Below are 26,185 nucleotides of genomic sequence, written 5' to 3'. Positions count from 1 at the left end.
CTCTCTCTTTATATGTTGCTGATATTTAAAGTATTACTAAGTAGCTATTTTTAATTATATATATAATTAAAATATTTTTATAAGATTAAAATCAAACAAAATAGCTACAGCGACACAAGTACGAACAACTTATAAAACGTGTATTAATCTAATTTATCAAGTCCCATTCTCAAGAGCTTAAACTGTTATAATGAGAGAATTATCACCCTTTGCCAGAAATTCGGCGACAGTTCGATATCTATTGGATCAACTATCCAGTAGTGCGACTTCTTCTGACGATTATAGGAGTGCCTTTTATAGCTTAGGTGCGATATTATCAACGGCCATTAATGAGGCGTTTGATCTGTCTACTTCTAAAGTAACCATTGCCTGTTCCTCTGAAGATGCCGATTGGCTAACAAAGGGAATCTTGGACAACCTCACAACGGCGCATACTTCATTGGCAGTTTTCTGGAATTTGCGCGCCAATCCATTTGATCAGGAAGACATCTCAATTGCACCCATAACTAAATCCTACATTGAAGAAATAGCTAATCCAGCATATCTAATTATTACAAAATCGATTATTTATACTTCTTGTGTAGTGCGAACCAATTTAACTTATCTTATCGAACATCTTAATCCGGAAAAGATCATCATCGCATCGCCAGTTATGTTTGCTAATGCAGAAGAAACACTTAAAGCGGAATTTTCACCTGAGATCAGCGACAAGTTTAACTTTTTATATTTCGCAACTGATAATGAGGTTAATGCAGAAGGAAAGGTGATGCCAGTGATTGGTGGATCGGTTTATGAACGACTGGGAATAGGAAATAGCGAGACGAAGAATAAATATATCCCTGATATTGTGAAGGCACGGAGAGCAACTCTCTAACCACCTACGAAAACTGCTCAATATTATTCACTACCAAATCATAAAGTCTATCTATAACAACCGGCCGGATTTTCCTAAATCCATCCTTACTGCTTATGTAAACTGGATTCTCATTCAATAATTTTGATACTATTGGAAATTTCTTCGCAGCGCTTTTTCTTTTATGTTGCTCAAACAATTCATTGCTTATCTTTCTCGCTGCCCGTAATCCATTAGCCAATTCTGGTAGTAGCAATTGCTCTTCAATTTGCTGAGCAGCAATATCTAAGTAGAAATAAACAGCACAGGAAAATCCTTCATAGTCTTCATAATCCAGCCATTCCTTTACCGCTAAAAGGCAATACTGTACTGGTGACAGCTGTTCAAGCTCATCCAACTTCAACCAATACTTCCGCTCTATTTTCTTTGCATCTTCGAGATTGTGCCCTATTAAATCTAAGGCTTTTTCTTTGTTATCCTTTGCTTTCCGCAATATTCGTTCTGATAATGTAAATCGTTCTTCATCAATACCAGCAATTGTTCTGGCAATATCATACTCACATGCCAATAAGTGTTTTTGGGCAACTTCCGGTGAAACGGAAGTTTTATGAATGATAACCTGGATCATCTCCTCTTCAAACCAACGACGGGCTTCATTTATATTACCATTGGATTTACTAAGTAGATTAAGCCCGTGACGAATAACAATGGGGATTTGTTGACGAAGGAGATCGAATTCTTCTTTGTATTGCATGTTGGGTTAATAATTTCGATAAGGGGTTATTTGTTTTTTCTTAGTACAAGAAGTTCTCTCGCTTCTACATCCAGGGCCTCAGCAATCTCGAACAATGTTTCCACTGAAGGCTGTATTTTATTAGTACACCATTTGGATACTGTGTTAATATTTACGTCCACGGCCTCAGCTAACCACTTATTAGCCCTCCCCTTTTCTGCCAATACTGCCTTTATTCTGTTGAATACTTTATCGCTCATAAAAACGCTTTTAAAGCATATTTTTCATCAATTTAGGCAGAATTGATTTCATAAATATTTTAAAAAGTATCCCTAATAAAGATATTTATATGCATATTATAGAGTTAAATATCCCTAATATGCATATTTTTATGTAAATTTATACTATAACCAAAACCTATTGTTATGCAAACCTCACAACCATTTTTCCACCACACTCACCTCTCTGAACAGGAATCCCTCGACCCTATGCTCGCCATTGATCGCTTCTGCGAGCTATTCCCTCCGGCCACAGCTCGGCAAACCCTCTGGCTTTGGCTTTCTGAAACCCTTGCTGCGGAAGACACGCAATACGAAGATGCGCAGCATCGTGCAGATCTTCTGTTGTTATACAATGAACTATTAAGACTCCTCGACGCCAATTACCTTCTCAGCCTTTCAAAATTATCCAGTCAGCAGTTAGCAACTCAAGCAGTAATTAGTATAGCCTCCTGATATCAATTCCACTTCAAAATGAGTAATGAATAAGCGTTGACCATTTAGGAAAGGCATTGGTCAATGCTTATCCATTCTATTATGGAATGGAGCCTATATACTCGCATCATAAATTTTACTATCTTATCTAAAAAAACAGGTGCCTATGCTATCTGACCTACCTGAAATAAAAGAAAATCTCCGCCTCACCCAACGCTATTGCAACATGCAAATGGCCAATTCTACGCAGGGCCCGGAAGCCATATTCCGTAGCATCAATCCAATATACGAAGGGCAGGAACTATTTTATTATGTGACCACTAGTGGAACACGGCTGGTACAATGGCGCAAAGATCCATACGACCAGGTAAATAAAGAACTGATAAACGATCTGTTTAACTATCAGATAAATTTCAAAATAACGGAAAAGGATAAACTCGATTCAAAATTCGCCGGATCAGAAGGTAAAATACTTGCCTTCCTCGTCGACTGGACACTATTTGACGGCGCCACCATAGGCGAATCTCACGGATTACTCGATGACTACGACTGTCCTCCCGTTGATACCTGGTTTCACCTATTGTCCGATTCACGGGGACCTATAATACTGGCCTGGATTCCGGCTCCCTTTATTCCATATATAAAAGAAGCCATCGCTGTGAATATGGCTAAGTGCATTCAATGGTTGGAGCATTCTCATCCTGACATCAATACCAACCTAACCGCATAACCTATGAAAAAACGCCTCCTCGAACTCCTCATTATCTACTTCATCTACTTCGCCACCTTACTCCTCTACATCCACGTCCATGTAGGTACTATCCGCATCGCGCTTGGCTCCGTCATCATCTGGCTTATTCCGTTGATAGCTATACTCCCCACCCAATTCATCGCTTTCATCATCGGAGTGGGATGGCCGGTGAATACCGATAAAATAGATACGCGTATTTACCGGATCACGCACCTGGTAGTTTACCTCCTCATTGTATTTTTCGCTTTTAAATAAAAAAGCCCGACAACCAAATGTCAGGCCCCGCCAGTAAACCCTTTTTATAATATTAAATGATCTTGTACCAGGGCAATGCATCCAGGCCTTTCGGATGGTGAATTGACGGGGTTATATTGTTTTCTTTAATTTCAAACCAGTGGAACGAGCTCCGGCCTTGCGGATGATGCATGGTAGGGTATAGCTTGTTCTCCCGTACTTCGTACCATGGCAGGGAACTGGAGCCTTTTGCATGGTGTATGGTTGTAAAAACATTATTTTCTCTGATTTCATATTCTGCTAACGAACGCCCACCATCAGGATGATGTAATGTTCTGTGGAGTTTCATGGTAATTGCTTTTTGGATTTTTAAAATATGGTTAACGTTTCTTCTTTTGGGTCTACTAAACAGTCACCGAATATAAGGAAATATTTAATCAGGAAAGCAAACTAACATTAAAAATAACGGACACATTCTTTTGGTGCTGTTAAGCAATAACCAATGCCTTGTATAGTTAGAATTTCCACGAAGGAGCTATCTCTGAAGTGGGCCCGCAAAATGGCAACAGATGGGTATAAGGAGCTTTCTTTTCCACCGCCGGCAATAAGTTGTTTCAGCTCGTCTCTGCTGACCGTTTTATTAAGCCGGCCAACCAATTCCTTCAACACTTTTACCTCGTTCAATTTCATAGAAAATGATACGCCGTCGTAGGTAAGGGTACAATCGCGTGTATTAAAAATGTATTTATCTAATGCTATTATATCAGATGCAGCTTTCTGTTCGTTGGCTCTTCTCACCAGTGCTTGTATTTTCGGCACCAGGACCGGTATTTGTATAGGTTTCTCGCAGTAGTCGTCGGCCTTTCCGATATCAAACCCTTTTATTTTTGTTTCCAGCTGTATGTCTGCCGAAATATATACAATCGGCACCACGGCATTTATGGTACGTATTTTTGCCGCCAGTTCCACACCATCCAGCTCCGGCATATGTACATCCAGCAAGCAAGCATCAAAATACCTGGCGTTAAAATATTCCCATGCTTCCTGACCATCGGCGGCAACAACTACCTCAAAATTACCCGCCCGCTCCAGGGATAATTTCAGCGTTCTGGCCGATAAAGCATCATCGTCTGCATAAAGGATGGTTACTGCGTTTCTCCTGCTGATAATCATTGCTATAGTTTTAAATATGATAAAACCGGTTTTTCATGGAGGCGTAAGCTTATCTGCCAGGGGAATAATTAGCTAATAAACCAGGACATATCCTTTTCCATATTTGCTCTCTATCGATAATGTTCCGTCAACTGCGCCAAGAATTCTCCGGAGCCGTGAAATATAAACGTATAGCTGGTTCTTATCTCCGGAAATCACGACCAGCTTCTCTTTTGAAACCAATGCGTTTGGCGTCTCCTGTAAACACATCAATAACAGGTGAATGTCCGGCGCCAGCTTCCGCTTCTTTCTTTCCGGACCAACTAATTCATGTGTAATAGGGTCATATCTGGATTTGCCTATAGGAATCATCATATATTTTTATTGGGTGAACATTAAAATATTGTAACAAACAGTCAGACAATTTTCTGATATTAAATGTCTTGTTAAAATATGCAGTACCTCCGCCACGACCAAACACCGCTGCCTGTACCAGGGCAGGTTCTTCTCCGGATAAATAATAAATGGGCATTTGACTGTTTGCATTCCGGATGCGCTCCCCCAAATCAATTCCATTTAGCCCGGGCATCATAATATCCAACAGGCAGTAGTCAAACTTCATTTCATTGAAAAGTAACCATGCATCCTTGCCATTGTATGCATTACTAACCTCAAAACCTTGCTGATGGAGAAGTTTCCTTACAATGGCAGCGAAAAACATATCATCTTCAGCATGAAGTATTCGAATTTTCATAGTCATTTTATTTTGATTAACACTTTTTACGATGAGAGAGGGGAATATTGATGGTGAGAAGGATGAAATATTGCCGTTCAGCGATTTTTTCAACATCATACGATGAGCAATAAAATTCATTTTCACGCTAAAATTTTAATTCTCCAAAGAAAAAAACTATTCCGGAAGATACCCGAAATCTTAACAGAAATATTTTAATATAATTCTCAAATTGAGATCAAATACACAATACCCCAAGCATCAGTACTATGCTGATTCAGCTATTAACAAAACACATGTTAATACGGTATTAACATATATTCGTTAACGTTAGTTAGATCATTGCTAATGAGCACTAATTAATGACTCAGCTTTCATTCCGAAATATCCTCACCTGCATCACAATACCAAACATTAAAAATCATCGCTCACTTATCTAGCCTAAAAATATTTTTGAAAAAAATTTGGAGATATTAAAAAATTATATCCATCTTTGCAGTGTTAAAAAAATCACAAAACATGTACCGCTCAATTTTAAACATACAAACAAAACGCTGGTTTAGTCACCTGGAGGACTATACAGTTGCGGGGCGTGTTATGCTAAAGAATAGTTGAAAAAACGAATTCGATATAACGTAAGCCCCGCAAGAGATTGCGGGGCTTTTTATTTGTATTTATAACGAAAAAACAAGCATGCAGAAACATATTCTTAACATACGATTTAGTGCGGATCATAACAAACCACTGTTATCGATATGTCCTGCCTATCAAAATATTTATCAACGACCGGCGTGTCAACGAACATAAGTTATTGCTTATGCACAACGTAAAACCGGTCGTTATAAACGCCCGGTTTTTTTGTGCAAAAAACTGGCCGGTAGCTCAACTGGTAGAGCGCCTGCCTTATATGCAGTAGGTTATCGGTTCGAATCCGGTCCGGCCAACTTTGTAAAAATGGTGCCTGTAGTTCAATGGTGAGAATATCCGGCTGTGAACCGGAAGATCAGGGTTCGAGCCCCGCCTGCACCCGAGAACCAATATGCGTTAACCCCAATTTTTGTTAACCCGTTTGTTCATCCATCGCGTTCACCAAAAGGGTGTTCACGAAAATTGTTAACCCGTTTTTTTCATCCCGGCGGCGCGCCAAAAGGGCGCCCTACCAGGATTTGTTGACCCAAATGTATTCATTCAAAAACAGCAGGTATCAAAAGGATATTTGCACTGGTTGTACCCAAAAGGCCTTCATCCCAAGTTGTTAACCTTATTTCCAAAACCATTGAACATCAAAATGGTGTTCATTAAAACTGTCAACCCCAAAGCAAGTGAGTACGGCGAAGCGGGAGTGTCGCAATGGTCTGTAAAACCATCGCCTTAACAGGCTTAGCAGGTTCAAATCCTGCTACTCACACCAAAAATGGTCGAATAGCTCCAATGGTAGAGCAGCGGCTTGAAGCACCGCCAGTGCAGGTTCGAGTCCTGCTTCGTCCACCAGGTAAATGGAAACATTTACTAAAGAACTTCCTCAACAGGAAGACGAGGAGCGATGTTCCTGATAGCAAACCAGGCGCGGGTTTCATAAAGCCCCGCAGTGCAGTCGTAGTAACGTCCTGTATGCTGTTGCATCGAAACACACTTCTCGCACAACCCATAGGTAATAGGTTCGAATCCTATCCGTCTATATAGATGGTAGCTCATTGGTAGAGCAATGGAAACTCCCTTTCAAGGAGCCAAACAAACAAGGACTGAAAATCCTTACAGTATGCTACGTTGAAAATAGCAACAAACAAACAAAAGCCAGGGCTGTAGGCCCGGCCGCATCATCAAAAGGACGACAGCGGCAGTTGGGTAAACACCAGCAAACAGGAATAAACATGCTACTATTACCATCACTTAGCACTTCCGCCCTAACTGATGACTAACGGTGAATTGACAACTGTTTCCGTGTATACCCGATGGACAACATCACTGGCTTTTTTTCATCAACAACCCCAAAAGAAAAATGACATGAAAAGAGTAACCATCAACGCCTACGAAAGAGGCCTGGTTTTTAAGAACGGCGTATATCAGCGCATGCTGCAGGAAGGCAGATATTGGCTGATCAATGAAGACGTGCAGATCTACGACATCAACAAACCTTTTATTGCTCCCATCGAGCTCAATATATTGCTGCAGGACGCCAATGTTACCGCTGCCTTGCACGTAGTGGAAGTAAGCGAAACAGAAATTGTTTTGCATTATGAAAACGGCTTGCTGAAGCAGGTACTGACCCCGGGAAGATATACCTTCTGGAAAAACATGATCGACTATAAGTTCGTGCGGGCCGATATCTCCAAGATAGCCATCACCGAAAATATAGACCGGTCCACCCTGTGCCACCGGCTGGTAGCCCCTTACGTGAGAACCTTCAACATAGAAAACTACGAACAGGCCATCATGCTCGTGGATGGAAAATATTCCATGACACTGTACCCGGGTATATACACCTGGTGGAGAAATAACATCTCCATCGCTATCAGTAAAATCGATACCAGGCAATTGCAGGCAGAAATCAATGGCCAGGAAATCCTGACCAAAGACAAAGCCGCGCTGAGAATCAACGCATGGGCACAGTATCGCATTGCGGATATCAATAAGGCCGTGTTGCAAAATAAGGACTACGAACGACAGCTACACATCCTATTTCAGCTGGCTTTGAGAGAATACATAGCCGTGCTGACCTTTGATGAATTGCTGGAAAAGAAGGAGTCTTTGGCGCCTTTTATCATGCAAACTGTTAGCCCGAAGGCCGAAAGCCTGGGTATCACCATCGCCGGCTTTGGTATCCGCGATATCATCCTGCCGGGTGATGTGAAGGAAATCATGAACCAGGTACTGGTAGCCGAAAAAAAGGCACAGGCCAATATCATCATGCGGAGAGAAGAAACCGCCAGCACCAGGAGTTTGCTGAACACGGCCAAGCTCATGGAAGACAACCCCATGCTGTTTAAGCTGAAAGAAATGGAGTATGTCGAAAAAATCGCGGAAAAGATCAACAGCATCAGCGTAAGCGGAAACGGTGTACTGATAGATCAATTGAGGCAAATATTTATCCCTAAATAGAAAAGGAAGGCTGTGCCAGGTTTTTGGTACGGCCTTTCCTGATTATTTCTATAAATCACTAGCTTTGCATATAGCTTCACCAAGCATATAAACATGGACGGACAATACAGAAAAGATATATACCCTGGCCTGGAAGTGGCCATCATACTGAAAAAGGACCAACGCAGCGGCAAAAAAACCTATGGCATTGTGAAAGATTTACTCACCTCTGCCGCTTTTCACTCCCGCGGTATTAAAGTACGTTTGGAAGACGGACAGGTAGGAAGGGTAGTAGAAACAGATGTAGTAGGAGATGAAGATTAAAGCAGCTTCAGGTCTTTTGTAATCCGGTCTATTTCCTCGTTTAAATTAGGCCCTATGGCGCAACAGGTTTTAGTAGGCACACCGCCAAACTCTGTTAACCCCGAGTCAGTGATCAGCGTGGCATTCAGCCCATCCTGCACCGCCTGCTGGTAAATACGGTCCAGGTCTTCCTCCGAATCTACCGACAAACAGATCTTTGTAAACCCTTTCGTCATCCATTCCGTTACTTCCTCCGGATTCCTCAGCTGCGTTTGCAACGTATGCCCTTCAATGGTAGCATGTCGCGTAAGGAATGCGATGGAAGCATGTGCTCCCTGTGCAATCATTTTTCCCTTGCGCATGTTCAGATCCTTGCGCATCACTATTACCTGCTTAATTATCCTGGATGACATATTTCTCCGTTTAAGCAGCAAATCTACAACATTACCAAATCACATATCCCACCTGCAAACGTGCCACAAGCGCGTTTACCGCACCCGTATTGTAGCTCCTGGGACTAAACATCCAGCCAAAACGGCCTTCAAAACTAAAATGCTTCCCCCAGCTACGTTGCATACCCCACGCCGGAATAATATAACCGTATGCACTTTCATAATAATCCTTTGCAACAATAGGCAGCGTTCTGTAACCAACCGCCACACTGAAAAAATTTCCGGCATTATTATCAATCCGCTTCCCCCTGGCCTCGCGGCGGGCGATACCATAATACTGTCTTGCTTCTCCCGAAAAATCAGGTAACATAGCATATGCCCAACGGGAACCCATATAGTCACTATAGGAATAGGCTAACCCCATATCAATACCCGCTTCCAGGTTAAGCGTTGCGTATTTTAACAATCGCAATTCGTAATTTGCATTCAATCCAAGCAGGGAAACATTTGCTTTTAGTTGACTCGGCTTTCTCGCGAGTTCATCCTGGGCATTAACATGCAAAAAGGCAGCTAACAACAGTGCACTTAGTACGTGCATTTTTTTAAACATAGTATACAGTGTATAGGTTATAATTGGAACCAATATAACGAAATATTATTGCCTTTAGGATGAAGCAGAAAAAGTCGTACTTTAATCTTTTCAAGTGTCCGGATAAGAATGCGAAACATACCCACACTAAATGATGTACATCAACAATTTGCCGAGTATTTCGATATACCGGCGCTGAAACCGTATGCTTATCTACTATCAAAAAAAGGGAGCGAAGGACACATCTGTATTCATCTCAATAAGATAAAAGAAGAACTGGATAACCTCCCGGAATCTTATCAGAAAATAGCAACCAGCAATAGCATCCTGGAAACAATACCACTCGTAGGGCTACACGGTAACGACCGCCAACCTTTCGTGGTTTACCAGGACCGGCTGTACCTGCAACGCTATTTCAGGTATGAAACCAATTTCTTAACCGGCATCAAACGCTTCCTGGCAACAGAAGCTGCGCTGTTGCCCGAAAGAATGGCGTTGCTGCAAAGCCAGCAACCGCTGATCAGTAAACTGTTTAACAGCCCCCTGGCTATCGACGGAAATGATCCGGCGGATTGGCAACTGGCTGCCGCCATTACAGGCGTGTTAAATAATTTTACCATCATCACCGGTGGACCCGGTACCGGTAAAACCACCACCGTAGCCAAAATACTCGCCATCCTGTTTGCTACCGATCCTACGCTGAAAGTAGCGCTGGCCGCTCCAACCGGTAAAGCCGCCGCCCGCATGGCAGAAAGTTTACGCAACACCACCATAGAAGTCGATGCCGCTACCACTGAAAAATTCCGGCTGCTGCAACCGGCTACCATACACCGTTTGCTGAAACCCATTAACGGAAGCCCTTATTTCAGACATCATAAAGACAATCCGCTCAACTACGACGTAGTAATCGTTGATGAGTGCTCCATGATAGATGTGGCCCTTTTTGCCAAATTGCTGGATGCCATCCATCCCAATACCCGCCTTATTTTGCTGGGGGATAAAGATCAGCTGGCTTCCGTAGAAGCAGGCAGCTTGTTTGGTGACCTCTGCCAGGCACAGGAACACCTGAATAACTTTACCGGCGACCGTCGCCGGTTTATCAATAGTTTTATTGCAGATGAACAACGCCATATTCCTTCCTCTCAGGAACGGGATAACGATCATCATCCGCTTTTCCAACACCTGGTGGAATTGAGGCGCAGTCACCGTTTCACCGGCAACACCGGTATCGGTAAATTCAGTAAGGCCATTATCGCCAATAATGTACCCGTTATCCAGTCTTTTTTTCCGCCTTCGGCAGATGAAGAGGTAGTCATTGACCCTGCCGCATCCGAAAAATTATTCGAAGACTTTATTGCCGGCTACGCGGCTTTCATTGCCGAAAAAGATATCGCCACCGCCTTAAAGCTGCTGAATGCACAACGTGTACTCACGGCCGTGAGAGAAGGGCCACAGGGCCTATATACCGTTAACAAACAAATTGAAAAATACTTACACGATAAACGGCTGATTACCGCCAACACGGAATTTTATCAAAACCGTCCGGTAATACTTACCCGTAACTATTATGAGCATGGCTTATTTAATGGCGACACCGGTATCATCCGCACAGATGCAAACGGCGTACTCATGGCCTGGTTTGAAGACAGCACCGGGGCCCTGAAATCAGTGCTGCCCGGTTACCTTACCCAGGCAGAAACCGCCTTCGCCATGACCATCCATAAAAGCCAGGGCTCTGAGTTCGGACAAGTACTGGTACTTTTGCCGGATACCACAGACGTACCCATTCTTACCCGCGAACTACTATATACCGCAGTAAGCCGCGCTAAACAGAAAGTGTACGTGCAAGGCACACCGGAAGTAATACTAATGGCAGCAGAACGATTTGTAGAAAGAGCATCGGGCATAGCCTCCCGGTTCAGAGAAGCAAATGCGCATGAACATTAATAACATGCTTCGGGAATGGCGGAGTGTAAACAAAGGAACTATCAATGGCATTGTTTTTAAAAGTCTCGAATTCACTTAACAGCTTATCATCCGGACTGGCCCAAAACCTACAGGATGCCGGCAATAGTGTGTTCCAGCCTCACTATATTATTACCCAAACGGAAGGCATGAACAACTGGCTCAAACTCCAGCTGGCAGACCGTTTGGGGATTGCAGCCAATTGCCGCTTCCTGAAGCCCAACGACCTGCTCTACCAGCTGTATGTACTCCTGGGCGGCCCCTTTTCAGAAGTACTCTCCCCTCAAAACCTTAGCTGGCTCGTATTTAAACTGTTGGGACAGGAGGAGTTTATGGCCAAATTTCCAAAGGTAGCTGCCTACTATACCGGCCAACACGCGGAAAGTGACCTGAAACGTATGGCACTGGCTGAAAAAGTAGCGGATCTGTTTGACCAATACCAGGTATACCGCCCGGAAATGATCCAGGCATGGACGCATACCAACACACCAGAACTGGCTTCCGCCGGCTGGCAACACTGGCTCTGGGTAAAAGTAAAACAACTCTCCGGTGGCTCCCTGCCGGATAAAACCATCGTTGGTAACTACATCCTCGATACCCTGCGTAATCCCGGGCATAACAAAGCAGGACTGGCATCCCGCATGCCCGTGATCCACTTGTTCGGATTATCGATCATCACCGCCTACCACGTAAAGATCCTGCATGAACTGTCTTCTTTTATAGATGTACATTTTCATATCATCAACCCGGCCCCGGTCATGTTCTGGTTCGACGACCGCAATGAAAAACAACTGGCCCGCTGGCGGCAAAAAGGACTCAAAGACCTGGAAGATGCCAAAGCCGGCAATGCCCTGCTAACCGGCTGGGGCAGGGTAATACAGGACAGCTTCGGCCTCTTCTTTGCCTACGACACATTTATTAATGCCTACGAAGAAATTGAAACAGTAGAACCGGATACCGACAGCCTGCTGCATAAAATCCAGCACGATATATTCATGGCCGCCACCACAGCCGACAGGGAGCACCTGTCTGCACAGGATATCAACGACGGATCTGTTACCATCAATGCCTGCTACACCATTGCCCGCGAAGTGGAAGTGCTCTACAACTACCTCGTACACCTGGTAGCCCGGCACCGCGAACAGTTATCTCCCCGCGATATAGTGGTAATGGTCAGCGACATCGATGCATATGCACCTTATATCAAGGCCGTATTCAACAACGCACCATATACCTTCCGGTACACCATCGCCGACGAAAGCTATACCGACAACGACAATCTCTTCAATGCCCTTCATGCCATCCTCACTATGAATGAGGAAAACTTCAAGGCCGAAGCAGTGATGCAGTTGCTGGACTTCTCCTATATCCGTAAACGTTTCAACCTGCAGGACCCGGTACTCATCCGCCGCATTATTGAAGCGGCCAATATCCGCTTCGGCATCAGCGGTCACAAGAAGGACGAAACACATTTTGTTAGCTGGCAATACGGCATTCAAAGGATCATGTACGGTATCTGTATGAGTGGAGAAGAAGAATATGGCAATGGGGAAGACAGCTTCTTCCCGCTCGATATCACCGAGGGCAGCGATGCCCATGACGTAATCCGCTTTTGTCATTTTGCCGAAGTGCTGATGTCATCCATCCTCGACAGACGCCGCCCGCGCACCATCGTAGAATGGGTAGCCTACACCGAAAGAGTATTGCATAACCTGGTGTTCGAACCCGTAGAAGACGTGGATGAAGATTACAACACCCTCATCAAACAACTCACCGCCTACAATGCGCTGAATGAATTTATGAGCGAAAAAGTAAGCTTCGAAGTATTTGGCCACAGCTTCCTCGATACCCTCACCGGCAGCACCCGCGCCGGCCTGTTTGTAAACGGCGGAATTACCTTCTGCTCGCTCATTCCCATGCGCAGTATCCCTTTCAAGGTAGTAGCGCTGATGGGATTGAACTATGACAAATTTCCCCGCCGGGAAAATAAATCCAGCTTTAATATCATGGAAGAAAACCGGCAAAAGGGCGATCGTAATGTGAAGGAAAACGACAAACACCTCTTCCTGGAAACGCTGCTTTCCGCCAGGGAATATTTATATATCAGCTATCTTGGTAAAAATGCTAAAGACAATGCCGACCTGCCACCATCTGCGCTGGTAGATGAACTGATAGACTATATTGAAGCCGGCGCCAGCGAACCGGAAAACGTACGTACACAACTGGTAACCCTGCAACCGCTGCAAAGCTTCAGCAGGAAATATGCAGGAACGGATGAGCGTCTTTTTTCCTACCTCAGCACAAGAGAAGCCTCCACCGCATCTTTTCTCAACGAAAATAAAATCACCACACCTTTAACCTTCGAGGAAATTTCCCTTGAAGAACTGATCAGCTTCTTCAAAAATCCTTTCCGGGCATACTATAATAAAGTATTAGGCATCCGCTATAACGACAGCCAGCTGCTGCTCAGCGAAACAGAAATTTTTGACCTGAATAAATTACAGCAATGGTCCGTTAAAAATGATTTGTTGCCGGTGCCCGCCGCGGAACAATCTTCCCTTCAAACCACCCTGGTGAAAAAAGGCCGCCTGCCGCTACGTAATATGGCCACAGTAGCCCTTCACCGCATGGAAGACCTGGTAGTACCCGTACGCAACCTGTATGAAGCCTGTACCCAGGGCACCACTGAAAGGAGGATACCGGTGGAGATAAGTGTGGATAACAGTATGCTCAAAGGTCATCTCCGGGTGTTTGACCATACCCTGTTACACGTGTCCTGGTCAAAACGGGAAAGCAAGTACCTGTTGGAAGCTTATATCCGCTACCTCGCCGGAAGAGCTGCCGGCCTGGTTACTAACCTCTGCTTTATTTCAGGTACTAAAAAAGAAGATGCATTCCAGGCTATTCCGTTAACACCTGCGGAAGCCGCCCAGCGGTTAACAGAAATCGTGCAAGTGTATAAAGCAGGATTTGACCAGATCATTTCTTTTTATCCGGACCTGGAGGTTACGGAGAAAGACGTGCTCACCATGGATCTGAAGAAATTCAAAAACAAATTTACGGTGATGATTGACCGGCAGGAATCGCCGGATCCTTATATCGCACAAGTATTTGAACAGGGATTTTTTGACAGGGAAGCAGCGCTGACCAGTTTCCTCGACATATACGAACTGCTGATAGCGCCATTGACAGCCTTACTGCCGGCGTATTTTGAAAAACCAGACAAGGAGAAATGATCGATAGCATTACATATAAACAATTCGATGCCGCCACAGTTCCGCTGGAAGGCAGCAACCTGATTGAAGCCAGCGCCGGAACGGGGAAAACCTATTCCATCGCTATTCTCGTGCTCCGGCTTATACTGGAGCAAAAGCTATCCGTCAAAGAAATACTGATGGTGACTTTCACCCGGGCTGCGGTGGCAGAACTGGAAGAAAGAATCCGGCTTTTTATCCGCCAGGCATACAAAGCCAGCATGGGTAAAGATATTCCCGATGAAAAAATACTTGACCTGGTGCTGGAAGTGATAGATCCGGAAGATCCGGCGCCGGTACAACAACGCCTGCGCGACGCCATCCTGTTACTGGACGAAACCTCCGTACTTACCATTCACGGATTTTGCCAGCAAACCCTTAATGAATACGCATTTGAAACCAACCAGCTGTTTGGTGCGCAAATGGTGCCCGACCTCACCCCGGTGGTGGAAAATGAACTGAATAAGTTCTGGCGCAGAAATATTACCACCCTGAAAACCACCTTGCTGGAAAATATATGGGAGGAAAAAATGAAAACCGATCTGCAACAGGTCATACAGGATCATCTCAGCGGCAAAAGATATATAGGGTACCTGGAAGATACGCCCGAGGTGATCGGCGAAGAGCTGCAGGACAGTTGGATACAGGAAATGGATCAGCTGCACGCCAATATCCAGTCGGCCATTGAAAAGCTGTATGAAGATATTGCTACCAACAGCGATCAGATTATTGCTGCCTGCACAGCCAATCGCTACACCAAAAAAGACTGGCCCGAACTGGTTTCCCAGCCCGAACTGTTGGTAAAAAGAATACTCGCTAAAAGAAAAGACGCTAAATACATTGAGGCCGTATTTCCGGGCATCGTGGAGGAATTGGATAAGGTAGAAGCAATCCGCGACCAGCTTACGGAGTATCAGCAATCTGTGCGCCGGCAGATCTTTTATACCGCCATCCGCCAGGTAGGAGAGCAGGTGCGCCTGTTCAAAGAACGGAGCAATATGATGGGGTATGATGACCTGATTAACAACCTGCATACGGCTGTGGTGAAAACGGAAAACCCGGAGCTTATTACCCGTTTGCAACAAAAATACAAGGCCGTGTTCGTGGATGAATTCCAGGATACCGACCGTGAACAATATGAAATATTTAACCGCGCCTTCGGCGAAAACACCATACTTTTTTATATCGGCGACCCCAAGCAAAGTATTTATGCCTGGCGGAAAGCGGATATCTTCACTTATTTCAACGCCAGAAATGGAGTACAGCAGGTGTATGACATGAACCAGAATTTCCGCTCCGCGGAAAACCTGATCCGTGCCATGAATATCTTCTTTGAACCCAGTCCGGGCTTTGATACATTCGATTTCAGCGGGGAAAGCGACAGCATTGATTATATCCAGGTAAACAGCCCGGAAAATAATACCAAAGGCTACCTGTTTAAAGAAGGGAGAAAGGAAGTACCGATCGAAATTATTGGCTGTGATAAAAAAGAAACGATCTGTGAAAGCGTGGCCGCTCAAATAGCGCAGCTGCTGCTCGATAAATCTTACCAGATAGAAAACAGCAGGGACAACCGGTCCATAAGGCCATCGGATATTGGGATACTGGTGCGCACAGGGCAGGAAGGAAAAGATATTAAACATGCTTTAGCCAAACTGGGCATTCCTGCCGTTACCATCGATGAAGCCAGGGTGCTGCGATCAGGCGAAGCCCAGCAATTGCTGCACCTGCTGGAAGCTATGGAAACACCGGACCGTTCCTCTATTAACCGTGCGTTGCTTGGTTCTTTCACAGGTTACAACACCCACACCATCCTGAAACTGGATGATGAAACCATGCTCGACCTGTTTGGCAAATACCGCAACCTGTGGCAGCGCGACGGCGCCTACACCGCCCTCATGGAGTTTATCACCGACTTCGGCGTACGCCAGGTACTGCTCGACGGACATACCGAAAACGGCGAGCGTATTATCACCAACCTGTACCAGCTCTCCGAACTGGTACACCAGGTGCAAAGCCGGAAAAACCTCTCGATGCGTGATCTTATTTCCTGGCTCAAACGTGGCATCGACGGCATGACCACTGAAGGCGACGAATATGCACAGCGCGTGGAAAGTGATGAAGAAGCCGTAAATATTGTCACCATCCATAAAAGTAAAGGGCTGGAGTATAAAATTGTACTGGCGCCATTTCTCGATTTCGTAGAACAACAAAACATCGATTTTGTCAGCTTCCGCGACCCGGCTACCGGCGATTACCTGAATACACAGCGTTCCCGTCTTTCGGAAGATCAGTTAAACGCTTACCGGCAACAACAGGAGCAGGAAAACCGCCGCCTTATTTATGTGGCGATCACCCGCGCAGTATATAAGTGCTACCTGTTTAAAAACAACTATTCCAAATTCAGGGATTCCTCGCTGGCAGTATTTCTGAAGGAGCTGGCGGTCACCCATCCCGATGCTTCACTGATACAGCTGCAGGGCAGTATCCCTGAGGCGCCGGAGCAAACTTACCGGCAACAAATAACCCAGGGTAAACTGGCGGTAAACCGCGGCCCTGTTGATTTTCGCCTGCGGGAACAAAACTGGCGGAAAATGAGCTATACCATGCTGGCCGCTAAAGCAGAACACAAGCCAAGGGTACGTTCATTTCAGCAAGCAGATCCCTACGATAATTTTATTTTCACCACGCTGCGCCGTGGCGCCAAAACCGGGAACCTCCTGCACTTCATTTTTGAAAGCATCAATTTTTCCGATAGCAGCAAATGGGAACACTGGCTGGAAGAATCTATCCGGCGCTTTGTGCCCGGTCAACGCGAAGCTTATCTCGAACGGCTAAACGAAATGCTGCAACATGTGATGTATACTACTATTCACATCGACGGCCACAGTTTTCAGCTGGCATCGGTAGGGCGTCATCAGCGGCTGGCCGAGTTTGAATTCGACTTCCCGGTACCGGTGTTTCAGTCCAACCTGCTCAACAATCTTTCGGACGACGAAGTCAGCGTAAGTGTAAAACGCTTCTCCGAATACAGCAGCCAGGAACTGGAAGGGATCATGAATGGAAAAGTAGACCTGTTCTTTGAATACCAGGGCAAGTACTATATACTTGACTGGAAATCGAACTACCTCGGCAACAGCGTTGCCGATTACGATAAGGCAGGTCTGGCCGCCGCCATGAATGAAAACAACTACCATCTTCAATATTTCATTTATACCGTAGCCGTAAAAAAATACCTGGAAAGCCGCATCCCCGGCTTCGACTACAATACCCAATTTGGCGGCATCATCTATTGCTTTGTTCGCGGGGTACGCAATACCAGCGGACAGGGCATTTTCACTACCAAACCCGATTTAAAGAAGGTGCAACTACTCGAATCATTGCTGACAAAATAAATATAGCCGTTAGTGCTATCACTAACGGCCAGGAATACACTAAATAAACCCGATACTTCCACAGCTAAAAAGCCAACAAGTTCCGCACTAAAAGCTAATGGCTAATAGCTAAAAGCTCCATTCATCATCGCTACACCGCAGGTAGTTTCAAAAGAGTTTACATAATTATCGGGGGTTCTGTGCCACCATTGTCCCCACATGAGGCCGTTGGAGTTCCTGTAGTTCCAGGCTTCGGCGGCGTTATAGTTCAACCAGGCGGCATAGGTACCCTGATAGCTGTGATCGTGCACAAATTTACAAGCCCAGCGGGCAAAAATGGCTTTGAAGCCCTGGCAATCGTCGTTATCATATTCATCCGGCAACAGGCCCTGGGCATTGCACATATTGTTTTTCGTATAGTCCATGGCTTTAGCGCCCATTGTTTTATACCCGGCAGAAGGATAGGCGTTGTGCAGCATACCGCAGGCGCCGATAAAGGTGCCCTGGGTATAGGTACGTGCCCCTTCTGTGATAACGCCGGCGGCGTTCATGGCCCCTTTTACTTCTCCACTGCCGGGGGTATACAGTTTGCTGACCATCCAGTCCACAATCAGTTTGGCCTTATCGCGATAACCAACATCGCCGGTAGCCTGGTACAGGTACATGGCGCAAATGGCTGCCGGGGCGTTTACACAGGCATTTTTGGTGTTGTTGGCGGTGGTCCACCAGAGGCCTCCGCCCAGGTTGGTATCCCAGGCGCGGTTCCACACCAGGTCAAAATTATTTTTGGCCATATCTTTCATGCCGCCATCGTTTGTGATAGCAAAAGCGCGGATACACATCAGCGCGCCCCAGATCACATCATCGTTATAGATGTTGGACGTCCACAGCAGCCCATAGTTATCCCGCATCCCGTTGTACAGGTATACCATTTTATTCTTCAGGTCTGCATCGTTGTTGATGCTATAGGCATCGATCAGTGTTTCGATGGCTTCCGCCTGGCGCCAGAAGTCCATACGACCGCTGTGAGTTACATCGGAATAATAATAGGCCTTGAAAGAAGGACCATAGGTGCCGTATTGATGGTAAAACGCGTTGTTATAGCACTGCATAGCCAGCAAGGCTTCTGCCTTTACCGGTTGCACTGAATTGATAGTAACAGCGGCAGACTTTATGCCGGTTAACGAGGTACTGTCTTTTGCGGTCATTTCGTTTTTCCGGCATCCGGAAAGTATCAATGCCAGGAAAAGAACCGCCATACCAGTGATGTGGGAAAACGCTTTTGCGCAGCGTGGAGTTTTCATGTTTTTCAATTTTTGTGGAATCAGGATTTTTCAATGCGCTCGGTCTGGACCAGTCTTTCTTTAAAGCCTTATCATTTACTAAGGGGGCTGCTGTTGCCTGCTGAGGCAATCATGCTAACTCAAAGCAGTGGAACCGGGTTTACGTGGGTATCCTATTTATGGGGACAGGTAAAACAGTGAGAATTCCTTACAAGGAATAAAAATATTTTTGTGGAGAAGGTATGGGAGGTGATCTCCCGGTGAAGACTAAACGACAAACCCGTTTTTCATCTCACTAAAAAAATAAAAAAGAGGGAGTGGAATCACTCCCCCTATATTCTTTTAAAACTTATAAGTATAATTGATATTAACGCGTGCACCTGATCCTTTTATAAAATTTTCGTTCCGGGCATTCCATTGGGAAGTTACGGTGTAGTAATCTTTGTTAAACAGATTGTCCACTCCGAGTTGCACGCTGCTATGGCCATCTATGTTATAATCTGAGAAGAAGCTAAACACGGTAAATTGTTTTACGGGTCCTTTTCCGTAGGTGTATAATCCCGTGGCAGCATCGGGTGCAAACCGGTCACGGGCGCCGGCCTGTAACATTTGTATGCGCAGGTTCAGCTGTTTTACTGGCTGATAGCGGATATAGGCGGTTAACTTGGGAGGTGCGATTTTGTCGCCCAGGATATAGGCGTCTTCTTTATCGTTATACTGCCCGTTTTTGTTAGCATCTATTTTTCCTTCTATGTAAGAATAGGAGGCACCGGCTCCCAGGTTTTTGAGGATACGGGCATCGGCAGCTATTTCAAATCCATGGATTTTGATAGGTTCCCGGGCTATTTCAAACCGGCCTTCTACCAGTGTATAGTTTGCGCCCAGTTTGGAGGTGCTGATATAATAGCTTCCTTCCAGGTCTATCCGCCCTAATGTGCTGTTGAAGCCTGCTTCATAGTTATTGGCGATGATTGCTTTTGTTTTCAGCAGGGATACCGTGCTTTCGTTAGCGCTGCGGAGCGTACGGCCCAACTCATTCACAGAAAAGCTCTGGGAGTAACTGATAAATGGTTTAAAATATTTCAGTTCGTTATAGCGTAAGCCTGCATTAAATACCAGCGCATTGTAATCGATAGTACCACCTTTTACATTTTTACCACCTTCCGTATACAGGCCTGTTTTATTATTCATAGAAATAATAGTGGTATAATCGGGTACGTCTATACTGATATTTTCGTAGCCTGCGCCGGCTTTGAATACCAGGTGTTTAAAGAAAGTTGTTTTCAGCTGTGCATAAGGGGCAAGGTTGCGCATACTCATTTCCGGGGCCCAGATCCTGCCATCGGTCAGCTTTTGAGCGGTTTTGTCGTTCAATATATCCAATCCATATACGAGGTCGCCGGCGATGTTATTGCCTGCCCGAAAGGAGGAAGATAAGTTGATACGAACACCTTTTTTATCGGAAGAAATGGTGGATTGTCCGCCGTCTTTAAAAGAATCTCCCCAGGAGAATACGGTATAAAATTGCTGGTAGTAAACGTTGACATCCAGGTCGGTATTACCGATAATTTTCTGGCTGCTGTAGTGTACGTTCACGTTGTGATTATAGGGTGTTCCTTCCGGATCGCCGGGGCGGGTACCGAAAACGCCGATAGCAGCGGTATCGGGATAGCGGCCTTTTTTAAGGATATAATCACTGCGTTGCTGGCTGCCAAAGAAGTTATACATTACTTCCACCCGGTTATTGGTGTTAATGCTGTATCCTGCTTTTGCATAGGCATTCCAGAGCTGTGTTTCGCCAAGACCATAATCGGGGGAGAGAACAACGCCTTTGGCATCTTTATATACACCGGTTTGTTCGTAGTGGCCGGAAACCACATAATCGATTTTTTTATAGGAACCGGATAGCAGCTGTCCTACCTGCCAGCCACCGGTATGCTGGGCATTTTTCAGCTGTGTATTGGCGCCAATGGTGGTTTGACCACTTAATGGCTGTCCTGGTGTGGCTTTCTTTGTAATATAGTTGATTAATCCTCCGTCGGAGCCGTTACCATAAATGGCAGTGGCGCCTTTGATTACTTCCACCCTTTCAATGGCGGAAGGGTCAATACTGCGGATATCACGACCTCCATTTCTCAGTGGGGTGGATTGGGGTACCCCATCAATCATGACCAGTACTTCCCTGCCCCTCAACGTTTGGCCTGCGTTACCGGTGGTATTGCTGCTAAAGCCCAAACCCGGTACGGCATTGGCGAGAATATTTGAAATATTATTGCTGATGCCCTGCTGGATAGCCAAATCTTTGGCGCCCACAATGGTAATAGAGGAGGGGACTTCATCAAGCGTTTCCCGTTTACGGCTTGCTGACACCACGAACTCCTGCAGGTCGCCGTTGCCCGTCAGCGTTATATCCTGGCGGGTGGTATCGTTAGGTAGCAGCGTGATCGTTTGCTCTGTTCCTTTGTAACCAACACTGGTTACTTTTATCTTGTAGGTACCCGCCTGGGCAAGTTTCAGGATAAAAGCACCTGTTCTGTCGGCTACGGCGCCTGTTTTGGCTCCTGCAACACTAATATTTGCGAAGGGAAGCTGATCACCTGTTTCGGTCTTTACTGAGCCTTTCAGTACAGCCTGCTGGGCGCTGGCGGTTAGTGCCATCCCTATTAAAGCAGGGGCTAAGAATATAATACTGCGCATATATAGGTCGATAAATGAGCCGCAAAGCTAATTTACACGCATTTGCCCCGATTACGCAAACGGGAAATATAATGATCGAAAGCGGAAATTCCGGTAATGGTTATAACTGCAGCCTGCTGTTGACCAGCTGCACAATTTCTGTATGAATTTCATCCATGGGCCTCATGTTTCCGGCCTCATTAAAACAGGCGATCCTGTTAATGCTGTCGTCGGCGGCCACCATGGCTTCATACTGTTTCTTTACTGCCTGTTGCAGCGAGGTATCTTTTTCGTGGATGTCATCTTTCCCCTGCAGGTAGTCGCGGTCTTCGTTGGCGCGTCTTCTCTCCAGTGCTGATGTTACAAAAGAAAAAGGCACATCCAGGTATATAGAAAATGTTGGCTTGGGGATCTGGTTGTAGTTATATTCGAAATCGAGTATCCAGTTTCTCAGGTATTCTTTTTCTTCTTCGTTGTTAAGTTTCGCGCATTGAAAGGCGATGTTGGAGAGTACATACCTGTCTACCAGCACAAAATAGCCATCGTGCAGCCATTCATTGATGGTGGCGGCAAATGCTTTCCGGTCTTCCGCAAACAATAAGGCCACCAGCTGGGGATGCACATTTTTCACCTCTCCAAATTCGCCGCGGAGAAATTTAGCAATGAGTTCTCCAAACACCCCCTCGTTGCTGCGTGGGAAGTGTACGAATTTGGTTTTCTCATTTTTTGATTCCAGGTATTTTGTCAGCAGTTCTATCTGCGTGGACTTCCCGGCGCCATCTAAACCTTCAACCGCTATAAATTTTGTCATTATGCTGCCTGAATTAAAGCTTGGAAATTAATAAAAATCTCCAGTTCTTTTTGGAGATCCTTGCTGGTAAATGCAAAAAGCCTGCTGTTATGCAGACTTTTTACCATTATGCCGGCGAAGTTAGTAAAGTTTTCTCAAATTCAGACCCGGCCTGCTGTGAGCGTTTCACCGAGGAAAATGGGCTCTTCAGAGAAGTTGCGGTATACGGTACCCTGGCCAAAACCGCTGCCATTGACCTCATTTCCTTTGGCTTTGTTATCGGAGAAGATTTTCTTTCCGACGTAAATGGCTCTTTTCAGCAGGAAGTTTTCCTTCAGCAGATGTGAAGTGACCCGGTTGAAATCCTGGTGGTCAGCTGTTACCAGCCGGTCTTTGCCCTGGTATCGAAGCGTCAGCAACAGGATCCCGTTTTCTTTATAAAGACGGAGTTCATCGCCCTCCTGCCTGAAGTGCCCGGTGTAGCGCTTTTTAGGCTGCAGTATACAATCGCTCAATTTTTCACTCACCAATGAATCGCCGGTTACATAAAATATCTCAAAGGCGTTGCTTTCCTGCAGATAAATGATTTGGGTTAACGGCGTATCTCCGGCGGAAATAAACAGGTCTTTTGTATTCCTTGACGAAAAGCCATCAGCGATACGAAGACTATCGTCGTGCTTAATGGCATTTAAAAATACCGGGTCGCCGATGACCGTCTTTTTGCGGCCGTAAGCCTCCAGCCTGGTTTTAAAGTCTTTATCCTCATAACCGTAGTCCATTACTTTTTCATCATATCCCCTTAAGGTATAAAAGTCTTTCTTTTTTACGCATACCCGTCCCTGCACATCCCACCATTTTTTATTAACGCCGACGCGGGGAGGCATCATGAAAATATCGGGATCCCTGTTGAAGATCTCGTTGATATAGGTTGCAAACCCCGGCCCGGTATAATTATCCGCATCAATGCTGCACAGGATATCGCCGGTGGCGAGCCGGAAGGCCATGTTCTTGGAATGGCTCATATGGAAAAAGGGGGGATCTGTAGTGCGATAGTAAACGAGAACACCGGTATCGATATGGTGTTGCAGCTCAGATTGCACCCAATCGTACAGGTCATCCCGGGAATTATAATCGAGTAATACGATTTCAAGGTTATTATACCCGGCATTATCTAGGATATTACGTTCCAGGGTTTGTTTCAGATGTATGGCCCTGTTCATACAAACGGTACAGAAGGATATGTGGTGTTGCATGCGTAGTTTTCGTTAATGGTGTTGAGAGGGTCTTGGGAGGAATAACAATGAAGGGGGAATATTGTTTGAAGCGGGGAATATTTGAGATGTACGGGGCCTGTTCCGGGTACTTAGGAACATGGGGCGTTCTTAACGTCAGGTTGGGGCTAAAAAAAATAAGATAATCAACTACGTCAACAAAGCTTGTATTTATTAAATACTATATTATTATAATATGATTATTAATGATAGTGAATGATAATTTTGGCATTTAAAAAATAAGATTCTTTACAACACAACTATTATTTGTTAATCAACTGTTATTCTCTGCTTGTTTGATTAATAGGTTATTAAGAATTTAGTTTTGTGTTGCACTTTCGCGTCAGTAACCGTTACATACTGAACCATCAGGTATAAACTTGACGAATAAACGAAATTGAGATAAATAACCAAAGCAAATAACGCCATTCAAGTCACACATAAAAACTTCATCCAGGTGGATCACCTTTAACCCCTAAAATGGCTGCAAATAATATTGTCTGAAAGTCTGGGCAGGCATCTGTCGGTTTTTTTATTGCGTTATATATTTTGGGGGCCGGGTCATCTTATCTGTTTTATAATACCATAAAAACGGGCATGCCCCATGATGTTGGAATCCATCAAAGGGCATGTTTAAATACAGGCAATTAAATTCAACTAAAAAATTACTTCCTGCGACTAAATAGAATAATAATTAGTTGAGCTATCAAGTGAATTGCAACAGTCCATTTTACCAGCAACTCCAGTGTGTGATTGATTTGGTCAAAGTTTTCCATCCGTTTAAGATTTTTCTTTTTTTAAATTGGTCCGTTCTGTCGAGCAAGGCAGGCGGATCTTTTATGATCCTCAAATTTATCGCTACCTGTGAGCGCATAGGATAGCATCAACCGAAATAAAATATGAATAACACACGGTTAACATATTGAAAACCTAAAACTCAATCTGAGAGGGGAGTCGCGAAAAAATGAAACGGCGGGAAATCTGTGATGTTAAAAAAAATTTTAACAACACATCAGGAATAATCGAAAATGCAAACGAGTGCAAAACATAGAAGAACAAAAACCTCTAGAGCCGTTATGGCCCGGAATAATACTGTAAAAAAACCGCCACACCTGTAATGGCACTAATTAACATCAGGACATATCCACTTCATTACCCGCCATTTTTTTAAAACAACGGGTAATTAAAGTGTCGATCATTATACATTAACCGGTATCTTTTGCCCAAACCGGCGCTCCTGCAGCTGATCATACTCCTTTACATAATCCGGGTGCTCGGTTCCCATCACCCTATCCCATACACGAAAATAGAGTCCGTAATTTCCCCTGAATTTTTTATGATGAAGATTATGATGTACAGAGGTATTCAGCACTTCAAACGCCCAGGTATTGCGGAAGCCCTTTGGCGCCAACTCATATCCCAGGTGCCCATACACATTAATCATAAAGCCGGTGACGGTGAATAACAGTATTGTTAATGGGTGCATCGGCATCAGCATAGTAATCACCACCAGTACACCACCTTCGGCGATGGCTTCGAGAAAATGAAAACTATAGGAGGTCCATGGCGACGGATTAACGCTCTGGTGATGCACCAGGTGGGTATGCTTGAAAAGTTTCTTGTGATGCAGCAACCGGTGCATCCAATAGAAATAGGTATCGTGTACAATAAGACTGAGCACCAGGCTGACGCCAATATACCATACCGGGAAATCCTGGATACCGGTGTAAATCATGGTATACTGCCTGATGGGGGTGAACAACAATACTATTGTAATCGCAGTAAATACCAGGGTACTTTGCATAGAGTACCAGATTTCTCGGAAAAAATCCTTCCTGGAAGCCAGCTTCTCCTGGATTTTAAACTGCTTAAACCTGGCAGGTAACAACAGGTAAAATAATGTAAACGGAACGCCTGCCAGCAAAAAATACCGGAGGACTGTCATGCTGAAAATCTTTACTGCCGCATCTATCATCGGTTCCATAGCTTTGAAATTTTATTCCCAAAACTAAGACCACCGTATCGCAGATATGATTAACAA

At 44.9% G+C, this 26,185-nt stretch carries 22 protein-coding genes and 3 tRNA genes; 12 read left to right on the top strand and 13 right to left on the bottom strand.

What is annotated here, in order from left to right; translation table 11 throughout:
• Nucleotides 1-190: 190 nt before the first annotated feature.
• Nucleotides 191-874 carry a hypothetical protein gene (locus tag KE626_RS01920; protein ID WP_211971192.1) on the top strand — a complete coding sequence of 228 codons (684 nt, stop codon included), beginning with the start codon at nt 191-193 and terminating at the stop codon, nt 872-874.
• Between the two features lie 4 nt (nt 875-878).
• On the opposite strand, the gene KE626_RS01915 is transcribed toward KE626_RS01920, so the two are convergent.
• Together KE626_RS01915 and KE626_RS01910 are read right to left on the bottom strand one after the other, a co-directional pair.
• A complete protein-coding gene (locus tag KE626_RS01915) occupies nt 879-1,607 on the bottom strand; it encodes a hypothetical protein (RefSeq protein WP_211971191.1) in 729 nt (242 codons plus the stop codon).
• Nucleotides 1,608-1,633: 26 nt separating this feature from the next.
• Nucleotides 1,634-1,846: a helix-turn-helix transcriptional regulator gene (locus KE626_RS01910; RefSeq protein ID WP_249207202.1), complete on the bottom strand. Its 213-nt coding sequence runs from the start codon at nt 1,844-1,846 to the stop codon at nt 1,634-1,636.
• A 165-nt stretch (nt 1,847-2,011) separates the two neighbouring features.
• On the opposite strand from KE626_RS01910, the gene KE626_RS01905 reads away from it, so the two are divergent.
• From KE626_RS01905 to KE626_RS01895, 3 genes are all read left to right on the top strand, one after another.
• Entirely contained in the window at nt 2,012-2,320 is a 309-nt protein-coding gene (locus KE626_RS01905) for a hypothetical protein (RefSeq protein WP_211971190.1), read from the top strand.
• A gap of 145 nt (nt 2,321-2,465) precedes the next feature.
• Nucleotides 2,466-3,029, top strand: coding sequence for a hypothetical protein (locus KE626_RS01900; RefSeq protein ID WP_211971189.1), 564 nt, complete (start codon nt 2,466-2,468; stop codon nt 3,027-3,029).
• A gap of 3 nt (nt 3,030-3,032) precedes the next feature.
• Nucleotides 3,033-3,305, top strand: coding sequence for a hypothetical protein (locus KE626_RS01895; RefSeq protein ID WP_211971188.1), 273 nt, complete (start codon nt 3,033-3,035; stop codon nt 3,303-3,305).
• Nucleotides 3,306-3,357: 52 nt separating this feature from the next.
• Here the strand turns inward: KE626_RS01895 and KE626_RS01890 are convergent, their stop codons facing one another.
• The 4 genes from KE626_RS01890 to KE626_RS01875 all read right to left on the bottom strand — a co-directional run bounded on the left by KE626_RS01890 (nt 3,358) and on the right by KE626_RS01875 (nt 5,310).
• Nucleotides 3,358-3,633 carry a hypothetical protein gene (locus tag KE626_RS01890; RefSeq protein WP_211971187.1) on the bottom strand — a complete coding sequence of 92 codons (276 nt, stop codon included), beginning with the start codon at nt 3,631-3,633 and terminating at the stop codon, nt 3,358-3,360.
• 107 nt (nt 3,634-3,740) lie between these two features.
• Nucleotides 3,741-4,457 carry a response regulator transcription factor gene (locus tag KE626_RS01885; RefSeq protein WP_211971186.1) on the bottom strand — a complete coding sequence of 239 codons (717 nt, stop codon included), beginning with the start codon at nt 4,455-4,457 and terminating at the stop codon, nt 3,741-3,743.
• A gap of 72 nt (nt 4,458-4,529) precedes the next feature.
• Nucleotides 4,530-4,811, bottom strand: coding sequence for a winged helix-turn-helix domain-containing protein (locus KE626_RS01880; protein ID WP_211971185.1), 282 nt, complete (start codon nt 4,809-4,811; stop codon nt 4,530-4,532).
• Nucleotides 4,780-5,310, bottom strand: a complete 531-nt coding sequence (locus KE626_RS01875) for a response regulator (RefSeq protein ID WP_249207248.1) — start codon at nt 5,308-5,310, stop codon at nt 4,780-4,782. Before KE626_RS01875 ends, KE626_RS01880 begins: the two co-directional genes overlap by 32 nt.
• A gap of 730 nt (nt 5,311-6,040) precedes the next feature.
• On the opposite strand from KE626_RS01875, the gene KE626_RS01870 reads away from it, so the two are divergent.
• The 5 genes from KE626_RS01870 (at nt 6,041) to KE626_RS01850 (ending at nt 8,571) form a co-directional block, all read left to right on the top strand.
• A tRNA-Ile gene (locus KE626_RS01870) sits at nt 6,041-6,113 on the top strand.
• 378 nt (nt 6,114-6,491) lie between these two features.
• A tRNA-Tyr gene (locus KE626_RS01865) sits at nt 6,492-6,580 on the top strand.
• Between the two features lie 5 nt (nt 6,581-6,585).
• Nucleotides 6,586-6,660: transfer RNA gene (locus tag KE626_RS01860), tRNA-Phe, on the top strand.
• Nucleotides 6,661-7,173: 513 nt separating this feature from the next.
• The gene (locus KE626_RS01855; RefSeq protein ID WP_211971183.1) at nt 7,174-8,268 is read left to right on the top strand and encodes a slipin family protein; all 1,095 of its coding nucleotides are present in this window, start codon (nt 7,174-7,176) and stop codon (nt 8,266-8,268) included.
• Nucleotides 8,269-8,361: 93 nt separating this feature from the next.
• On the top strand, nt 8,362-8,571 hold the full coding sequence (locus KE626_RS01850; RefSeq protein WP_211971182.1) for a YwbE family protein: 210 nt from the start codon (nt 8,362-8,364) through the stop codon (nt 8,569-8,571).
• Here the strand turns inward: KE626_RS01850 and pth2 are convergent.
• The gene (pth2, locus tag KE626_RS01845; protein WP_211971181.1) at nt 8,568-8,963 is read right to left on the bottom strand and encodes an aminoacyl-tRNA hydrolase; all 396 of its coding nucleotides are present in this window, start codon (nt 8,961-8,963) and stop codon (nt 8,568-8,570) included. The genes KE626_RS01850 and pth2 overlap by 4 nt on opposite strands.
• Before the next feature lie 31 nt (nt 8,964-8,994).
• Nucleotides 8,995-9,540, bottom strand: a complete 546-nt coding sequence (locus KE626_RS01840; protein WP_211971180.1) for a hypothetical protein — start codon at nt 9,538-9,540, stop codon at nt 8,995-8,997.
• 120 nt (nt 9,541-9,660) lie between these two features.
• Here KE626_RS01840 and recD point away from each other — a divergent pair, with 120 nt between their 5' ends.
• The 3 genes from recD to recB are packed head-to-tail and all read left to right on the top strand — an operon-like array spanning nt 9,661 to nt 18,145.
• The gene (gene recD, locus KE626_RS01835; RefSeq protein ID WP_249207201.1) at nt 9,661-11,478 is read left to right on the top strand and encodes an exodeoxyribonuclease V subunit alpha; all 1,818 of its coding nucleotides are present in this window, start codon (nt 9,661-9,663) and stop codon (nt 11,476-11,478) included.
• A 44-nt stretch (nt 11,479-11,522) separates the two neighbouring features.
• Nucleotides 11,523-14,732 (top strand): exodeoxyribonuclease V subunit gamma, encoded by a 3,210-nt coding sequence (gene recC, locus KE626_RS01830; RefSeq protein ID WP_211971179.1) that lies wholly within the window; start codon nt 11,523-11,525, stop codon nt 14,730-14,732.
• Complete coding sequence (recB, locus tag KE626_RS01825; RefSeq protein WP_211971178.1) at nt 14,729-18,145, top strand: exodeoxyribonuclease V subunit beta; 3,417 nt, start codon at nt 14,729-14,731, stop codon at nt 18,143-18,145. The genes recC and recB overlap by 4 nt, the downstream gene beginning before the upstream one ends.
• Nucleotides 18,146-18,246: 101 nt before the next feature.
• On the opposite strand, the gene KE626_RS01820 is transcribed toward recB, so the two are convergent.
• From KE626_RS01820 to KE626_RS01800, 5 genes are all read right to left on the bottom strand, one after another.
• A complete protein-coding gene (locus KE626_RS01820) occupies nt 18,247-19,428 on the bottom strand; it encodes a glycoside hydrolase family 76 protein (RefSeq protein WP_249207199.1) in 1,182 nt (393 codons plus the stop codon).
• A 321-nt stretch (nt 19,429-19,749) separates the two neighbouring features.
• Nucleotides 19,750-22,104, bottom strand: coding sequence for a TonB-dependent receptor (locus KE626_RS01815; protein WP_211971177.1), 2,355 nt, complete (start codon nt 22,102-22,104; stop codon nt 19,750-19,752).
• A gap of 100 nt (nt 22,105-22,204) precedes the next feature.
• Nucleotides 22,205-22,894 (bottom strand): dTMP kinase, encoded by a 690-nt coding sequence (gene tmk, locus KE626_RS01810; RefSeq protein ID WP_211971176.1) that lies wholly within the window; start codon nt 22,892-22,894, stop codon nt 22,205-22,207.
• A gap of 140 nt (nt 22,895-23,034) precedes the next feature.
• Nucleotides 23,035-24,126 (bottom strand): glycosyltransferase family 2 protein, encoded by a 1,092-nt coding sequence (locus tag KE626_RS01805; protein WP_211971175.1) that lies wholly within the window; start codon nt 24,124-24,126, stop codon nt 23,035-23,037.
• 1,216 nt (nt 24,127-25,342) lie between these two features.
• Nucleotides 25,343-26,128, bottom strand: coding sequence for a sterol desaturase family protein (locus tag KE626_RS01800; RefSeq protein WP_211971174.1), 786 nt, complete (start codon nt 26,126-26,128; stop codon nt 25,343-25,345).
• Nucleotides 26,129-26,185: the final 57 nt, after the last annotated feature.

It is taken from the genome of Chitinophaga hostae, from assembly GCF_018224885.1.
GTDB lineage: Bacteria > Bacteroidota > Bacteroidia > Chitinophagales > Chitinophagaceae > Chitinophaga > Chitinophaga hostae.
The sequence above is the reverse complement of the archived record's forward strand: the minus strand, read 5'-3'. Positions and strand labels throughout refer to the sequence as shown.

Bases quoted from the DNA above. Each gene is read 5' to 3' on its own strand.
- KE626_RS01920 (WP_211971192.1), top strand. From the start codon at position 191: ATGAGAGAATTATCACCCTTTGCCAGAAATTCGGCGACAGTTCGATAT.
- KE626_RS01915 (WP_211971191.1), bottom strand. From the start codon at position 1,607: ATGCAATACAAAGAAGAATTCGATCTCCTTCGTCAACAAATCCCCATT.
- KE626_RS01910 (WP_249207202.1), bottom strand. From the start codon at position 1,846: ATGAGCGATAAAGTATTCAACAGAATAAAGGCAGTATTGGCAGAAAAG.
- KE626_RS01905 (WP_211971190.1), top strand. From the start codon at position 2,012: ATGCAAACCTCACAACCATTTTTCCACCACACTCACCTCTCTGAACAG.
- KE626_RS01900 (WP_211971189.1), top strand. From the start codon at position 2,466: ATGCTATCTGACCTACCTGAAATAAAAGAAAATCTCCGCCTCACCCAA.
- KE626_RS01895 (WP_211971188.1), top strand. From the start codon at position 3,033: ATGAAAAAACGCCTCCTCGAACTCCTCATTATCTACTTCATCTACTTC.
- KE626_RS01890 (WP_211971187.1), bottom strand. From the start codon at position 3,633: ATGAAACTCCACAGAACATTACATCATCCTGATGGTGGGCGTTCGTTA.
- KE626_RS01885 (WP_211971186.1), bottom strand. From the start codon at position 4,457: ATGATTATCAGCAGGAGAAACGCAGTAACCATCCTTTATGCAGACGAT.
- KE626_RS01880 (WP_211971185.1), bottom strand. From the start codon at position 4,811: ATGATGATTCCTATAGGCAAATCCAGATATGACCCTATTACACATGAA.
- KE626_RS01875 (WP_249207248.1), bottom strand. From the start codon at position 5,310: ATGAATTTTATTGCTCATCGTATGATGTTGAAAAAATCGCTGAACGGC.
- KE626_RS01855 (WP_211971183.1), top strand. From the start codon at position 7,174: ATGAAAAGAGTAACCATCAACGCCTACGAAAGAGGCCTGGTTTTTAAG.
- KE626_RS01850 (WP_211971182.1), top strand. From the start codon at position 8,362: ATGGACGGACAATACAGAAAAGATATATACCCTGGCCTGGAAGTGGCC.
- pth2 (WP_211971181.1), bottom strand. From the start codon at position 8,963: ATGTCATCCAGGATAATTAAGCAGGTAATAGTGATGCGCAAGGATCTG.
- KE626_RS01840 (WP_211971180.1), bottom strand. From the start codon at position 9,540: ATGCACGTACTAAGTGCACTGTTGTTAGCTGCCTTTTTGCATGTTAAT.
- recD (WP_249207201.1), top strand. From the start codon at position 9,661: ATGCGAAACATACCCACACTAAATGATGTACATCAACAATTTGCCGAG.
- recC (WP_211971179.1), top strand. From the start codon at position 11,523: ATGGCATTGTTTTTAAAAGTCTCGAATTCACTTAACAGCTTATCATCC.
- recB (WP_211971178.1), top strand. From the start codon at position 14,729: ATGATCGATAGCATTACATATAAACAATTCGATGCCGCCACAGTTCCG.
- KE626_RS01820 (WP_249207199.1), bottom strand. From the start codon at position 19,428: ATGAAAACTCCACGCTGCGCAAAAGCGTTTTCCCACATCACTGGTATG.
- KE626_RS01815 (WP_211971177.1), bottom strand. From the start codon at position 22,104: ATGCGCAGTATTATATTCTTAGCCCCTGCTTTAATAGGGATGGCACTA.
- tmk (WP_211971176.1), bottom strand. From the start codon at position 22,894: ATGACAAAATTTATAGCGGTTGAAGGTTTAGATGGCGCCGGGAAGTCC.
- KE626_RS01805 (WP_211971175.1), bottom strand. From the start codon at position 24,126: ATGCAACACCACATATCCTTCTGTACCGTTTGTATGAACAGGGCCATA.
- KE626_RS01800 (WP_211971174.1), bottom strand. From the start codon at position 26,128: ATGGAACCGATGATAGATGCGGCAGTAAAGATTTTCAGCATGACAGTC.